The following is a 15478-nucleotide window of genomic DNA, read 5'->3' as shown; positions in this document are numbered from 1 at the left end:
TTCCCGCAGCTGCTCCTTGAAGGCGTCCACCTTCACCCGCATGGTCGAATCCTCGGGGACATTGCTGTCGAGACCGTGCATCTCGTGGGTCCAGCGCAGCACCTTGCCCTTGTCGCTCACGATCAGGCTCAAGGCGCCGATGTACTTGCCCCGTTCGCCGGCGGAGCACACCAGCGTGTGGCCGATCTCCTCGTTGCCCACTTCGACGGGCTTCGAGTTCACCATCGGATCGGCACCGGTGACGATGACGTCGATGCCCTTGACCTCGTCCGCCAGCTTCTGGCTGAGCCGCGCCCCCATGTGGCCGAAGACCACGATCACGTCGGCCTTCTTGCGCACCTTGGGCAGGAGGATATTCAGGGTGGATTCCACGTCGGCGATGGCGAAATCGTCGGTTTCCGGGTTCGCCGTGGCCAGGCTGGCGTTCTCCGCCACGAAGCCGAGGAAGCCCACCCGCACCCCCTGGTACTCCCGCACCACCGAGGGCTCGAAGAGCAGCTTGCCCGTGGACTTCTTCAGGATGTTGCTGGAGAGGAGGGCGAAGCCGGCCTTCTTCGCCGTTTCCTGCAGCGTCTGCACGCCGTAGAGCAGATCCGAAGGACCGACGTTGACCACGGCGTAGCCCAGGTCGCCCATCATGCGGGCGACGAAGAGGCTCTGGAACTTCTGCGACTCGCTCTGCCCCTCGGCCCAGCCACCGCCCTCGACGACGCAGACGTTCGCGTGACCCTTACGGTATTTGTCGATGACCATTGCTCGCCGAGCAAGGCCGCCTTTGCGTCCCGACTTTCACCCACACTCCTCGATCTCGCTCTTCGTGTCGCTGTGGTACAGAAGGACGATCTCGGTTTCCGGAGCCCGGGACTTGCCATAGAGCTTCGCCACGAAGCCCAGGGCACACGCCAGGACGAGCAACGCCAGGGAAACCCGTCGAGTCACGACTTCACCCCTTTCGGTAGCAGAGGACACTGGACGAGGCGCCGAGGAAGTGTCGGCCGCTCCCGCCGGGCCGCCCACTCACGCCGCGGTGCGGAACCGATGCGACCTCATCACCCCACACGGCGTGAAGCAGGGAACGTACCGGCGCCGCAAAGCATAGCGGAGCCCCGCAAGCCCGCTCAACCGGGCTCGTAGGGATTGCCAACACCGCGGCGCCGAGCCGGTTCCCGACTCCGCCCTCTGAGCCGGGGGCCGCTCGACTCCGGGCACCGTGTCGCTCGGCCGCTCAGCGCCCCCGGAGCGTCGCTGGGACCGGGAACTCGGCGGCACCTCGGGATCGTGCCAGCGCCCCTGGAGCCTTGAGCTGGAGCTCCGGCTCCGAGGCCGGCGTCACCGCCGGCTGGTCCTGCGCACCGTAGAGAAGCGGCCGCACCTGGGTGTTGGCACCGCGAGGAAAGCGCCAGTAGCGCCAGGGAAGGGCGAGGAGCCGGCGCAACGCCAGGCCGCGCAGGTACTCCGGGATGTCCTGGAGGAAATCGCGGCGGTCGAGACGCAGGCGGTGGACGATCTCGCGGTAGTCCCGCGGCCGATCGCTCTCGGTGTCGACCCGGAGCGATTCGGCGAGCTGGCGCCAGCGCGCCTTGCGCCAGCCCTGGCGCAAGGGCAGCAGGAAGACGCCGCGCACCAGCGGCCAGTGACCGACGAAATCCGTGTCCACCTCGACCACCCAGGCGGCGCCCCGGCCGGGGGTGCGGCGCGCCTCCTCCAGGCCGCGGCGATGCTGCGCCGGCACCGCCGGCGCCACCAGGCGCTCGTAGGGGTTCCAGAGCTCGCGGAAGTGGAAATCGTCCACGATCCACTCGATCATGCCGGCCCCGTCGCCCTCGGCGCGCACCCAGACCTCGACGCGCTCCCAGTCGCTCTCCCAGAACTTGTGCACCTCCGCCCGTGTCTGGGTGACGAAGCGCCACACCCAGTAGGTGCGCCCCTGCAACCAGTAGGGTTCCTGCCCGGGGACATAGGGGAAGAGCGGGCTCTTCGCATCGTTGACGTAGAGATAGAGCGTCGGCGCCATGCCGCGGGGGACGAGGAAGGAATCCACCACGAAGTAACCGACCGCGAGTCCGGCGAGAATGCCGGGCAGCGAGTTCCAGTGCAGGCCGGGCGGGCTGAGCAGCGCCGTCACCCAGACCACGATGAACACCGGCAACGGCGCCAAGAGAGCCGTCCACCAGTCGCGGAAGATGGCGTAGAGCAGCACCGCGAGGAGGGGGAAGTTGCCGAAGAGCAGCAGCTTCCCCAGCCACGCTTCCAGCCCGGGACGTTGCGCCAGGAAGCGCGAGAAGAAAGCGACCCCGATGGCGAGGAGTGCGGCGATCAGGATCTTGTACGCCGGGTAGACGACACTGAACACCACCTCGGGCTGCATCGGATCGACCAAGCCGTCCGCCAGACGTTCACCGCGCCAGCCCACCCGCACCGTCCCCTCGGGCTCGTGGGCGAGCTGCAGGCGGTAGGGCCCCAGGAGCTCGGCGGCGGTTTCCTCGCCGGCCAGCGGCACGTGCAGTCGCGAGGCCACGCGTTGGATCATCCGGTAGGGCACCATGACCGGGCCAGCGAGCAACATGAGCAGGTAGTAGGCGAAGCCGGGCAAGCGCGTGGTCGGGCGGTTGAGGCAGCTGCGGAAGACGTCGAGATCCGCCAGGCCGCGCTGTTGCACCTCCTCGCTCACGATGCCGGGCATGCCGAGCACGGAAGCCCAGTAGTCCGTGTACAGGTGGACGTCGATCACGCCGGTTCCTTCCGCCTGCAGCGCTGCCGCCGACGCTAGTACCCGAAGCTCCGCTGCCCGGACTCCAGGAAGAGCTCGTCCTGGTGCCGGAGGACGTAGATGCGGAAATAGTAGCGCCACTCGTCGTCGAAGGCATTGAAGATACGCGAGAAGCTGGCGCGCCAGCAGTGCAGGTCCCGCTCCACGTCCAACGAGGGGTTGATCCAGCGCCGGGCCTCGGTGTCGAAGTTGGCGCGCCAGCGCACCGTCCACTTGGGGGTGGGCTTGAGCGCCGCTCCCACTGCGACGTTGCGGGTGGTGTTCCGACCGGCGACGCGGTTGAACGAGTAGGAGAAGCCCAGCTCCCAGGTGAGGCGCTCCCCCGCCTCCTGCTCCCCGACCCGCGTCAGCGTCTCCAGGCCGTCGGTCGGCTTCGGCGAGAAGCCCCAGTTCTCCGTCGGCTGCACCGAATCCGCCGGCGCCGTGAGCGGCCCTTCCTCCCGGGCGATGCGGTTCAGCCGCTCCTTCTCCTCTGCCGGCGGGCCGCCGAAGCTGCCGGCGAGGCGCAAGCTGAAGGGGACGGAAGTGCTCACGATCTTGCGCTGGTAGGGGTCGATGACCTGGGAGACCGTGAGCCGGAGCGGGCCGTGGCGGTTGAGGGTGAGCAGGCTGTTGACGTTGTTCCAGCGCCGCACGAGGTCGGGGTTGTAGCTCGTGCTGAGCGACCAATCGAGGAGACCGTCGATCCGCTTCTCCTTGTCGCCGTCGGCGACCTTGGCGTCCAGCGCGTTGCGCAGCGAGAGTCCCAGGCCCTGCCGCGCCGCCTGACCGGAAAGCGCCGCCGCGTAGGAGTAGGTCGCCGTCGGCTCGATCGTGTGCCGCAAGGCCCGGATGCCGCCGAAGCCGGGCCGGAAGATGCCGTAGAGCCGCGTCGACGCCCCCAGGTTGGTGCTCAAGCTCTGCTGGAAGCGGTCGGCAAGCGCCCGCGGCGTGCGGTCGTCGTCGGTGTAGGTCACGCCGTAGGTGAGCGAAGGGTTGAGGGTGAGGAACCACAGGCTGCTCTGCCGGGTGAGGCCGAGGCCGCTCGAGGCGGTGGTGCGCGTCAGCGACTGGGTGCTGAAGATCGTGCGCACCGAGTCCACCCCGGTGGTGTCGGTGACCACCTCGCCCGTCGCGGCATCCACGAAGCGCAGCACCCGGATGTCGTCGACCGTGCGCGTCACATTCAGGTTGGGGGCGAACTGCAGGTCGCTCATGAACCGCTGCCAACCCGACCCTTCCCCCCGCGGCCGCGGCGCCAAGCGGATGCTGCGGAAGCGGAGCTGGAGGCTCGGCAGGGTCTGACTGAGGATGGAGGCGCCCGCGAGGGTGTTGTCGGGATCGAGGACTTGACGGCGCTGCAGGCTGACGGTGCTGCTGGCCAAGCCGCCGCGGCGGTTGAAGGTGAGGCTCGAGGTCAGCTGCCGCTGCCGGGCGCGGTCGTAGTCGACGAACTCGTTGGTGGCGCGCACCGCGCGGTCGTTGCTGGCGTAGTCGAGCGTGCCGTTCAGCGACATGCGATCGTTGAGCGTCTGCCGGTGGCTGCCGCGCATGGTGATGAAGCTCAGGTCCGAATCGATGTCGTCGGAGCGGCGGTACTCCAGGTTACCATCCAGGCGGTAGCGGAGCTTGTAGCGCAGGTTGGCGCCGAGCTGGATGTTCCGTGACTGCCGCTCCGTGTCCAGCACGCTCCCCACGGTGCTGCGGTTCACCCGGTCGCGCTCGTTGTAGGCGCTGGTGAAGAGCATGTCCCAGTAGCTGCTGGCGGCCCAGTAGTAATCCAGGCCGCGAATGTAGCGGCTCGAGGTGCCGAGGCCGATCTCGACCCTGGGCATCAGGAACCCGCTCTTGCGTCCAGGATCGATGGAGTTGAAGAAAAACGGCAGGTAGAACACCGGGATTTCCCCCAGGTAGAGAAGCACCGGCCGGCCCACCGCCTTGTCGCGCAGGTAGATCTTCATTTCCTTGCTGCGGAAATCGTAGTGCGGGTGGTCCAGCTCGCAGCTGGTGTAGCGCGCCTTCGCCACCTGCAGGTTGCCGTCGGGCATGCGCACCAACCTCTCGCCCCGGTAGTAGCCCTGGTCGTACTCGGTGGCACCTTCCTCCACGAAAGCGCGGCGCCTCTCCATGTCGTAGCCCATGCGGCTGCCATAGACGCGCTCGCTGCCTTCCAGGAGCAACGGTTCCTGCCGGGCCGTGAGCATCTCCGTGTCGGCATCGAAGGTGATGTCCCCGGCCTGCAGGGTGCGGCCCTGGTACTGCACCTCCGCCATGCCCTCCAGGTGCAGGTCGTTGAACGGCGTCAGGTAGAGGATGCGCTCGCCGCTGTACTGCACCACCTCCGCCGCTTGACGGAAGTCGAAGGCGGTGGTGTCGCCGCGGGCGACGCCGAACACCGTGTCCACCCGGGCGACGCGGCTCTGGCCCAGGGAATCCAGGTCGCCCTCGTAGAAGCGATAGACGCCGGAGGCGTTGCCGATGAACAGCACCTCCTGGATGTCGCCGCCGGAAAAGAGCATGACGATGGAATCGGACTGCGCCTCGTTGAGGGCCAGGCGGTTGCGCTCGGTCTCCACCGGCACGTAGGTGCTGGAGCCGTGCCCGGAGACGACGGCGCGCTGCAGCTGGCCGTTCTCGAAGTCGATGACCGCCGAGTCCCCCGCCACCTGGTTGTTGTCGGGCACGAAACGGGTGTCGGTCCGTACCTGCACCAGGAGCGCCCGCTGCCGGACGCGCACTTGCTCGACCTCCTTGCCACCGTAGTGGATGTCGATCTCCTGCCCCGAGATGCGGCTGTCCCCGCGCCGCACCGACGGGCGGCCGCGCAGCTCGAAGAGGTTGCGATCGGGACGGAGGCGCGCCGAATCGGCGAGAGCCAGGGTGCTGTCCCGCCGGATGCGCACGTTGCCCCACACCCGGCCGGTGCGCGCCGACAGGTTGTAGCGCACCGAATCCGCATCGACGAAGGTTTCCTTGCCGTCGTCGTCTCGCAGCACCAGCACCGGCTCGCGGTCCAGCCAGGCTTCCCCGGAAATCCGGTCGTAGTAACCGTGCGGGCCGCGGGCCTCGGAATTCTGCTGCCGATCGACGAGCACCACGTGCCCGAAAGCTTCGCCGAAACCTCGCCCCTCGAAGTAGCGCACGCTGTCGGCGCGGACCTGGGTTTTCTCGTCCTGGAAATCCACCTTGCCCCACAGCCACAGCAAGCGTGGGTCCCGGTAATAGCGCACGCGCTGGGCGCGGATGATGCCGAGCGAATCCTCGATCGTGACCTTGCCGCGGAGCTCGGCGTAGTTGCCCCGCTGGACGAACTCGCCCTCGTCGCCCTGCATGAAGACGCCGCGGTCGCGGATCTTCACGTCCTGGTGGAAAAAGACGTGGAAGTCCGTCGACGTGCCGTGACGCTCGGCGCGCTGGCTCTCCACGCGCACCCCTTTGTAGAGGAGGATCACGCTGTCGATGAAGGTCACCACGTTGCGCTTCGTCTCGTACTGCATGAGCGCGCCGGTCAAGTTGAAGCTGTCGGGCGGCGCGGGCGCCGCCCTCGCGGCGGGAAACGGTGCGGCCAGGAGGGCGAGAATGAGGAGCCGCGCCAGGGACGCGGGCAGGGCGGCGCGCGCTCCGAGGGAGCAGCCGGCGCGGCGCGGACAGAACGACACGGGAAGCCGCTCCTGGGGCGAGGAGGGTCTGGGAAGCGAACGGGCCAGGGCGGCAACGATGCCTTCGGCAGCAAACATACGCCGGCGCCGCCTCCCCGCCAATCTCCCGCCCCGCTTCGGCTCTACGGCGTGGCGCCCGCCGCCCCTCCGGCCCGCTCGACCGCGAGCAGCGTGGCGCCCACCAGGCCAGCGTCGTCTCCGAGCGCCGCCGGCACGATCTCCGTCCGCGCCGCCAGGCTCATCGCCCGGGCCCGCACCACCCGGCGCGCCGGCTCGAAGAGCCTCTCGCCAGCCTTCGCCACCCCGCCGCCGATCACCACGCGTTCCGGATCGAAGATGTTCACCAGGCTCACCAGACCCTGGCCGAGCAGCGTCCCCACCTCGGTCCAGACTTCCGCTGCCAGCTCGTCTCCCCCTGCCGCTGCCTCGGAGATCGAGCGTGGCGTGATTGCCGCCGCCGGCAACTCACGCAGGCGGCTCGGCCGCTCGCTGGCCGCGAGCTTCTCCCGCGCCCGGGTGGCGATGTACTCGGCGCCGATGTGCCGCTCCAGGCAGCCGACGTTGGGACAGCTGCACTGGGGTCCGTGCAGGTCGAGTGTCGTGTGGCCGAGCTCCGCGGCGGCGCCGTGGGCACCTCTGTACAGCCGGCCGTCGAGGATGAGACCACCGCCGACGCCGGTGCCGAGAGCGAGGCACAGCATGTGCCGTGTCCCCCGTCCGGCGCCCAGGCGCCACTCGCCATAGGCCATGGCGTTGACGTCGTTTTCCAGCTGCACCGGGGCCCCGAACGCCGCGCCGATGCGCTCGGCGAGAGGGAAACGCTCCCAGCCGCGCAGATTCGGCGAGTCCAGCACCAGGTTGTGCTCGTGATCCACCAGGCCTGCCGAATCGACGCCGATGGCGCCGAGGTCCTCTGCACCGTGACCGTGCTCCTGGGCCAGAGCCTGCAGCGTTTCGATGATGCGCCGGCAGCCCTGCTCGGGGCCGGCCTCGGCATGCGTCGGAATCTGCCGGGCAGCGATGACCGTGCCGTCGCTCCACAAGAGCGCCACTTTGAGGTTCGTCCCCCCGACATCCACGCCCGCGGTGCGGAAACGCAGGGGCACGGCTTCCTCCTGGGCTGGAAATCGATCCCGCCGGCACCGACGCTAGGCCGGGGCGGTCGATGCGGACTGTGGCGCGGCGACGAGGTCGCGTGCAGGCACACCCCGCTCCGCTGCCAGGTGTGGCAGCACCTCGCCGGCGAGATAGTGGCTGCCGAGAACGAGGACAGGCGCTCCGGCTTCGCGGGCTCGGTCGAGCGCCGTGACCGCATTCGCCTCGATCTCCACCTCGAGGTCCGGGGCGCTGGCCCGCAGCTCCGCGGCCGCCTCTTGCGGCTCCCAGGCCCGCGCCACCGCCGGTGCCGTGACCCAGACGCGCCGGGCGAAGCCGCGGAGGAACTCGCTGGCACCGCCGAGGTGCTTGTCGCGCAGCATGCCGAGCACGACAGAGGGACGCGCCGACCCCAGCACCGCTCGCGCCACTTCCAGCGTCGAGCGCAGTGCTTCGGGATTGTGGGCCACATCGAGGATGAGAAGCGGCGACCCCTTCCATTGCGGTAGCAGCTGGAAGCGTCCGGGCAGGAAGGCTGAGGCAGTGGCCCGCGGCACGTCGATCCGTCCGGCGCCGCGCCGCTCCACGAGCTCCGTCGCCGCCAGGACGGCGAGCGCCGCGTTGCGCCCATAGTGCGCCCCGAGGAAGTGGGTCCACAGGCGTTCACCGCCCGGGACCGCGAGAGAGAACTGCATGCCGCCGCCGAGCTCGAGTCCGTGCACCTGCACCAGCTGCGGCGGCAGGAGATGGAACGGGGCGCCTTGGCGAGCGCAGTGTTCCCGCGCCAGGAGCACCAGATCGCGGCGCTCGAGCGCGGCGTAGAGCGGCACGCCGGGGCGGGCGATGCCGAGCTTCTCGCTGCAGATGGCGCGCAACCCGCGTCCGAGGATCGCTTCGTGGTCGTGGCCAATGCTGGTGACGATGGAGACTTGCGCCGGGAGCGCGTTCGTCGCATCCAGCCGCCCGCCGAGACCGACCTCGTACACCGCCGCATCCACGCCGGCGTCGGCGAAGATCCAGGCGGCCAGCGCGGTCATGGCCTCGAAGAACGAGGCCCCAGAGCGCTCGATGTGCGGCCGCGCCTCGCGCACCCGCGCTGCGAAGGCGCTGGCCTCGATGGGCACGCCGTCAATGCACACTCGCTCTTCCACCGAGAGCACGTGGGGTGAGGTGAAGCGCCCCACGCGCCACCCCGCCGATTGCAGCATGGCGGCGGCGTAGGCGGTGGTGGAACCCTTGCCGTTCGTCCCCGCCACGTGCACCACCGGCACCTGCCGCTCCGGAGAGCCGAGGGACTGCAGCAGCCGTCGCGTCGTCTCCAGGCCGAGACGGGTCTCGCCACGCTGCAGATCGTAGAGGAAGCGGATCTCGGGAGTGAAAGCCTGGGCTGGGCTAGGCAGGTCCATGCCGGCCGATCTGACGCGGCGTAGTTTCGGGAAGTTCGACCACCGCCGTCGGCGACGGCGCGACCTCGGGCGTCGGCAACGGTGCCGCGCTCGGCGTGCCGGCGTCCACGGTGGCATCCACCGGTTCCTTGCCTGCCGCCGCCTCGCGAGCGGAGGCGCAGAGGAAGCCGAGCACCCGGTCCAGCATCGAGCGCAGATCCTTGCGGTGCACGATGAGATCGACGAAGCCGCATTCCTGGACGAACTCCGCCGTCTGGAACCCCGGCGGTAGCTCCTGGTTGATGGTCTCCCGGATGACCCGCGGCCCGGCGAAGCCGATCTGCGCCTTCGGTTCGGCGAGGATCACGTCCCCCAAGGCGGCGAAGCTGGCCGAGACGCCCCCGGTCGTCGGGTTGCTCATGATCGAGACGTAGGGGACCCGGGCCTCGTGCAGCTTGGCGAGCACCGCGCTCGTCTTGGCCATCTGCATCAGGGACAGCACCGACTCGTGCATCCGCGCCCCGCCGGAGCGCGACAAGATAATGTAGGGCGAGCGGCGCGACAGGGCTTCCAGTCCGGCGCGAGCGATCTTTTCCCCCACCACCGAGCCCATGCTGCCGCCGAGGAAGGCGAAGTCGAACACCCCGAGCACGACGTCGCGGCCGTGCAAGCGCGCCCGCCCGGTGAGCACCGCCTCGGTGAGGTTGGTGCGCAGCATGGTCTTCTTGAGCTTGAGCCGGTACTTCTCTTTGGCGTCGCGGAAATCGAGCGGATCGAGGGACGTGATCGACCGGTACGTCTCGACGAAGGATTCGGGATCGGTGAGGACCTCGACGTACTGGCGCGCGCTGAGCGGGAAATGGTAGCTGCAGCTGTTGCAGACCCAGAGGTTCTTCTCCAGCTCGACGCGGTAAATGATCTCGGAGCACCCGGGGCACTTCATCCACATGCCCTCGGGCAGGTCTCGCTTCTCCGCCGTACGCTGGATCTTCACGCCCTGCTTGGCGCGATGCAGCCAAGACATCCTGGCTCCCTCCTGGTGGCCCGCCGCCGGGATTATAGGCGCGGGCCCGCGCCCCTCAATGATTTCCGCCGGGCGAGCTCCATGCCGGCCCGTGTATGGACCCACTGGAAACTATGCAACATCTTGGGATCATGGATATTGAGCTGTTTCTAATGCCCTGTCTGGAAAACCCTTCAGGGCTTCCCCGAGGCGGGTTTTTTTCGGCTCTGGCGGCCCACGGCCGACGCCGAGCGCCTCCGCCACGCGTGCGAAGACGTCAGCCCCCGGGCAGCGGCTCGAGTTCCTTCAACATCACCAGCGCGTCTTCGCCGTTGTCGGCGTAGTAGGCCCTGCGGATCGCTACCTGGCGGAAACCGAGTCCTTCGTAGAGTCGGATGGCGGCTTCGTTGCGGAAGCGCACCTCGAGAGTGGCCGTGCTCGCCCCCCGACGGCTCGCCCGGGCGCACACCTCTTCCATCATGCGCCGGCCGATGCCGCGCCGGCGCCAGCGCCCATGCACCGCCAGGTTGACGACGTGCACCTCATCGGCCACGTACCAGCAGAGGACGTAGCCGACGACCTCGCCGTCCCGCACCGCGACCAGGGATTCCGACACGTCCCATTGCAAGCGCAGTTCCTGCAGGAACATTTCCCGGGTCCACGGCGCAGCGAAGGTGCGCTCGATGGCGAGCACCTGCTCCAGGTGCTCGGCTCCCATCGCCTGCAGGCTGACTTCCATGCGGCCTCGACGGTTCTTTGGACGCGTACGACTTCTTTCGGACTCAACGCACCCGCGGCCCGAGGTCCGGATGGCGCAGGTAGAAAGGCGCGAGCCGTGCGAGCTCCACCGCGGTGCAGCCGCCGCGCGCGGCGAGGTCGAAGGCGGCCTGCGCCCGCGACTCCGGTGCCAAGTCGGCGCGTACGACCCAGGCCCCATCGTTCGCCGCCAGGAGCGCCGCCCCGGAGCCGGCGCAGGCCTGCACCGCCGTTCCCCCGCTCGGGCGCAGGAGCTCCCGCGCCAGCACGGGCGGGGCGCAAAAAGGCGGGACGAGGGCTCGCGGCATCTTCCCGCTCACATCATAAAGTCCGGCGTACACCTCGCCGCGGCGGGCATCGTGGCAAACAGCGAGGCTCCCGGCCTCGCCGCAGTACGCCGCCGCCTCCAGCATCAGGCTGTCGCAGACGAGGGGCCGCCAGCCCCGCGCGGCGGCGAGCCCCTGCGCGGTGGCGATGCCCACCCGCACGCCGGTGAAGCTGCCGGGCCCGGTGCACACCAGCACGCCCTGCAGGGCGGCCGGCGACAACTGCAGCTGACCGAGCACCTCCGCCACCGCGGCGAGCAGCGTCCGGCCCCGACCGCGCCGCGGTCCCGCCAAGGCTACCGCCAGGCGTTCGCCGCTCTGCAGCGCCACCAGCCCGGGCACTTCGCTCGCGTCGAGGTACAGTAGGTTGTCCGGCTGCTTCACCCTGTCGCCTCCGGCAGGTCCACGACGAGCCGCCGGCTGCCATCGGGCTGGAGCGAGATCTCCACCCGGATCGCCGCCGGGACCGGCACGCGATCGCCCCACTCCACCAGGCTCACCGTGCGCGGATCGTCGGCGGCGAGGAAACCGATGCCGTCCAGCTCCGCCGGGTGCACCACCCGGTAGAGGTCGTAGTGCACCAGCGGCAGGCGGCCCTCGTAGTGCACCGCCAAGGTGAAGGTGGGCGACAGCACGGTCGCCTGCACGCCGAGGGCCCGGGCCACGCCTTGGGCGAACTGCGTCTTCCCCACTCCGAGGTCGCCGCAGAGCAGCACCACCTCGCCGCCTTGCAGCGAGGCACCGAGACGCTCCCCCAGGGCGCGGGTCTCCTCGACGGAGTGACTCGTCCAGGCCTGTTGCACGGGTCCTACCGGCGGGGCAGCAAGTGGGCCACGGGCAGGATGACCTCTTCCAGCGAGATGCCACCGTGTTGGAAGCTGCCCTGGAATTGCTTCTCGTACTTGCGGAACTTGGTCGGGTAGACGAAGTAGAAGTTTTCCTTGGCGATGATGTAGTTCTCCGTGCTCCGCAGCTTGGGCAGCATGTAGTGCTCGGGCTCCTCCATGCGGAAGGCGCCCTTGTCGTCGCTACCCAGGTTCTCGCCGTACTTGTAACGCACGTTGGTGGAGGTGTCCCGGTTGCCCGTGGCGAGGGTGGGACGCATGCCTTGCACCGCGCCGTGGTCGGTGCTGACGAAAACCTCGATGCCCGCGGCGCTCATCTGCTTCAGCAGGTCGAAGAGCGACGAATGCTCGAACCAGCTCTGCGCCAGGCTGCGGAAAGCGGCCTCGTCCGGCGCGATCTCCTGCAGGATGGTGGATTCGCTGCGCCCGTGCGCCAGCACATCGATGAAGTTGAAGACCAGGGCGAAGAGACCGACGTCGGCCTTGCGCTGGACGGCGCGCTGGATCTCCCCGGCTTCCTCGGCGTTGTACACCTTGGCATAACGCACTTTGACCCCGGCAGGAGCGCCGAGACGCTGCAGCTGCAGTTCCAGCAGCTCGCGTTCGAAGCGGTTCAGGCTGTGCTCGCCGCGCTGGCTGTCCCAGTACTGCGGATGGCGGCGGTAGATCTCCAGGGGGAAGAGACCGGAGAAGAGGGCGTTGCGCGAGTAAGGCGTCGCCGAAGGCAGGATGCTGTAGTAGTGCTTGCGGTCGATGCGGAAGTACGGCGCCAGCAACGGTTCCATGGTGATCCACTGATCCAGGCGCATGCAGTCGACGACGATGAACGCCGCCCGCCTCCCTGCCTTCACCGTGGGGAAGACGTGGTTGCGGAAGACGTCGGGGGAGAGCTCGGGGCCCTGGCGTTGCTGCACCCAGCTCTTGTAGTGGCGGGTGACGAAGCGACAGAACTCGTAGTTCGCCGCCCGCTTCTGGTCTTCGTGGGTCTGGGAGAGACCGGTCTCGCGGTAGCGGTCGAGCTGCATGTCCCAATCGATCATGCGCAGGTAGGTGTCGATCCACTCCTGGTGGTCGAGCCGGTCGAAGCGGGACGGATCGAGCTCGCGGTACTGCGAGACGTAGTCCTTCGCCACCTGGGTGCCAGCGATCTTGTGGTGTTCCAGCAAGCGGCGGATGGCGGCCAGGATCTGATTCGGGTTCACCGGCTTGAGGAGGTAGTCGTCGGCGCGGCGGCCGATGGCTTGGTCCATGATCTCTTGCTCGTCGTTGCGGGTGATCATCACCACCGGGAGCTTGCCGTCGATCTGCCGGATCTCCTGCAGCGTCTGCAGCCCGTCCTTCCCGGGCATCATGGCGTCGAGCAGCACCAGGTCGAAGGTCCGTCCCCGCACCAGGTCGACGGCGTCGCCGCCGTTCGCCACCGGCGTGACCTCGTACCCCCGCTGCTCCAAGAAGGTGAGATGGGGTTTCAGCATCTCGATCTCGTCGTCCACCCAGAGGATGTGTCGCTTCTCCGTCATCCAAGCTCCTTGGTGCGGCTTGGCCCCCAGTGTATCCGACCCGGCGCCTCGGCTCACTCGCCGATCCAGTAGCGGCCGACGCCGAGGAAGCGCAGCTCGTGATCCAGGAAGACGAACTGCCCTTGATGGGACGTGCGCGCCGCCCGGCACACCCAGAGTCCCGAGGCGGCTTGCACCGCCGCCGCATCGGCCGGCGGCAGCTCCAGCATGTCGTGCAGGAAGGGCCCGCGCTTCAGGCTCTCGAGGTCGCGGCTCCACAAGCAGTCCAGGTCGTGTTCGCTCCACCGGCTGCCGCTCCGCCGCGCCAGCTCCGCCGCCGCCTGGCGCCGCGCCCTCCGCGCCGCCTCCACGCGGCGGCCGAAGTTCGTTCCTCCACTGTCCACCGCGCCGTGGCAGTGGAGGCGGAGCAGGGCGAACGCCGCGGCGCCGGGCTCGGCCTTCGCCGGCAACCGCCAACGCGAGGCCGCGGCCCGCTCGCGGAGCCGGAAGAGCACCTCGTGCTCGCTGTCTGTTCCTTCCCAGAGGATGAGGCGGATGTCGTCACGGCGGACGCTGCCGTCGGCTTGCAGAGGGAGCTCGAAGGCGGCACGGGCGCAGGGGGCGCCGGGGCTCGCGAGGTCTGCCGGCGCCACGGACAAGAGCCGCGGCGATTCCGGCGCGGCGCAGCCGCCGAGCGCCGCGGACCCGAGCGCTTCGACGAGCAGCAGGGCGCCGAGGGCCCGGAAAACGCCCGGGTTCAAGGCCGCGCCAGCTCGGGCCGCGCCGGCACCGCTGGCAGCCGCACCGCGAAGCAGATACCTCGGCGATCCGGGTTGTCTTCCACCCAGATGCGGCCCCCGTGGTACTCGACGACGATGCGGCGCACGAGAGTGAGCCCGAGCCCCCAGCCGCGCTGCTTCGTCGTGAAGCCCGGCTGCCAGATGCGCTGGCGCATGGCGGTGGGGATGCCGCGGCCGCTGTCGGCGATGCGCACCTCGACGCGCTCCGACCCGGCGGTGCGGGCACCCACTTGGATACGGCCCCTCCCTTCCAGAGAGTCCAGCGCGTTCTTCAGCAGGTTTTCGAACACCCATTCCACCAGCTCGCGGTTGCCGAGCACCGGCGGCAGGGGCTCGAGGGCGGTCTCGATCTGCACCGCCCCGCCCAGGTGGGGGGCACGGCGCTTGATGTACTGCACCGAATCCTGCAGCACCGCCGCCAGATCCAGAGGCACCAGGTCGGGCGCCGCACCGATCTTGCTGAAGCGCGCGCTCACCTTCGCCAGCCGTCCCAGGTCGCGTTCCATTTCGGCGTAGGTCGCTTGCTGTCGCTCGAGCGCCGCGGCCGCCGGTGTGCCGTCCCCCGCCTCCGCTTCGCCGCGCAGGAGTTGCACCCAGCCGAGGAGAGAGGTGAGCGGGGTCCCTAGCTGATGCGCGGTCTCCTTGGCCATGCCCACCCAGATGGAGCGCTGCTCGCCGAGCTTCATGGCGCGGAAGCCCAGGAGGCCGAGGACGACGAACACCGACACCGCCACGACCAGAATGACGGGCATCCAGCGCAGCTGCCGCGACACCTGGGAAACACCGAAGTGCACGTAGCCTTGGACGCTTCCCGCCACCACGATGGGTGTGGGCGGATTGCGGCGGTCGAACTCCCGCACCAGCGCTTCGAGCTGAGCGCGCTTCTGCTGCTGCTCCGGGGTGAGCGAGGGCCGGCCCAGCTCGCCGGGCTCGTCCTCTTCGGGAGGCGGCACGGAGACGCCATGCCAGACCAGTGGCGTGCCGTCCTGCATGGTGATGACGATGGGGAAATCGATCTCCCGCAGCAGGCTGTGCACGAGGTCGAAAGAGCCGGGACGATCCACTTGGAAAGCGGTTTCGCTGATGAAGCCGGAAAACACCCGGGTGAGCAACGCCGTTTGCTGCTCCATGCGTCGCGCCGTGTGCCCGGCGAAGACGATGGCCCCGAAGCCCACCAGCACCAAGCCCACGAGAAAATAGGCGGTGAGCAGCAGGCGTGGGCCCGAGCCGTAGACCTCGGGCAAGCGCAGGAAGTTGACGAATCGCCGCGACACGACCATCCCAGAAGAGCGCCGCGCCGACGGCGCGTCGGGCGGGTGCGCGCGAGTATATCCCGCTACGGCCTCGGGCCCCCCGCGGCC

At 69.0% G+C, this 15478-nt stretch carries 13 protein-coding genes; all 13 read right to left on the bottom strand.

Annotation, left to right across the window (positions count from 1 at the left end; translation table 11 throughout):
• A partial coding sequence (locus VFE28_07185) for a hypothetical protein (protein ID HZM15769.1) occupies positions 1-753 on the bottom strand: 753 nt, incomplete at its 3' end.
• 36 nt (positions 754-789) lie between these two features.
• Positions 790-939: a hypothetical protein gene (locus VFE28_07180; protein ID HZM15768.1), complete on the bottom strand. Its 150-nt coding sequence runs from the start codon at positions 937-939 to the stop codon at positions 790-792.
• 286 nt (positions 940-1225) lie between these two features.
• Entirely contained in the window at positions 1226-2731 is a 1506-nt protein-coding gene (locus VFE28_07175; protein HZM15767.1) for a hypothetical protein, read from the bottom strand.
• A gap of 35 nt (positions 2732-2766) precedes the next feature.
• The gene (locus VFE28_07170) at positions 2767-6408 is read right to left on the bottom strand and encodes a putative LPS assembly protein LptD (GenBank protein HZM15766.1); all 3642 of its coding nucleotides are present in this window, start codon (positions 6406-6408) and stop codon (positions 2767-2769) included.
• 122 nt (positions 6409-6530) lie between these two features.
• Positions 6531-7514 (bottom strand): ROK family protein, encoded by a 984-nt coding sequence (locus VFE28_07165; GenBank protein HZM15765.1) that lies wholly within the window; start codon positions 7512-7514, stop codon positions 6531-6533.
• A gap of 42 nt (positions 7515-7556) precedes the next feature.
• A complete protein-coding gene (locus tag VFE28_07160; protein HZM15764.1) occupies positions 7557-8909 on the bottom strand; it encodes a cyanophycin synthetase in 1353 nt (450 codons plus the stop codon).
• The gene (gene accD / locus VFE28_07155) at positions 8896-9912 is read right to left on the bottom strand and encodes an acetyl-CoA carboxylase, carboxyltransferase subunit beta (GenBank protein ID HZM15763.1); all 1017 of its coding nucleotides are present in this window, start codon (positions 9910-9912) and stop codon (positions 8896-8898) included. The genes VFE28_07160 and accD overlap by 14 nt, the downstream gene beginning before the upstream one ends.
• A gap of 256 nt (positions 9913-10168) precedes the next feature.
• Positions 10169-10630, bottom strand: a complete 462-nt coding sequence (gene rimI / locus VFE28_07150; protein HZM15762.1) for a ribosomal protein S18-alanine N-acetyltransferase — start codon at positions 10628-10630, stop codon at positions 10169-10171.
• A gap of 43 nt (positions 10631-10673) precedes the next feature.
• Positions 10674-11357 (bottom strand): tRNA (adenosine(37)-N6)-threonylcarbamoyltransferase complex dimerization subunit type 1 TsaB, encoded by a 684-nt coding sequence (gene tsaB, locus VFE28_07145; protein ID HZM15761.1) that lies wholly within the window; start codon positions 11355-11357, stop codon positions 10674-10676.
• Positions 11354-11776 (bottom strand): tRNA (adenosine(37)-N6)-threonylcarbamoyltransferase complex ATPase subunit type 1 TsaE, encoded by a 423-nt coding sequence (tsaE, locus tag VFE28_07140; protein HZM15760.1) that lies wholly within the window; start codon positions 11774-11776, stop codon positions 11354-11356. Before tsaE ends, tsaB begins: the two co-directional genes overlap by 4 nt.
• Before the next feature lie 5 nt (positions 11777-11781).
• Positions 11782-13338, bottom strand: a complete 1557-nt coding sequence (locus VFE28_07135) for a response regulator (GenBank protein HZM15759.1) — start codon at positions 13336-13338, stop codon at positions 11782-11784.
• 53 nt (positions 13339-13391) lie between these two features.
• The gene (locus VFE28_07130) at positions 13392-14078 is read right to left on the bottom strand and encodes a hypothetical protein (GenBank protein HZM15758.1); all 687 of its coding nucleotides are present in this window, start codon (positions 14076-14078) and stop codon (positions 13392-13394) included.
• On the bottom strand, positions 14075-15391 hold the full coding sequence (locus VFE28_07125) for a HAMP domain-containing sensor histidine kinase (protein ID HZM15757.1): 1317 nt from the start codon (positions 15389-15391) through the stop codon (positions 14075-14077). Before VFE28_07125 ends, VFE28_07130 begins: the two co-directional genes overlap by 4 nt.
• Positions 15392-15478 lie beyond the last annotated feature (87 nt).

Source organism: Candidatus Krumholzibacteriia bacterium (assembly GCA_035649275.1).
GTDB lineage: Bacteria > Krumholzibacteriota > Krumholzibacteriia.
Note: the sequence above shows the minus strand (reverse complement) of the source record. Positions and strands in the feature narration are given on the sequence as shown.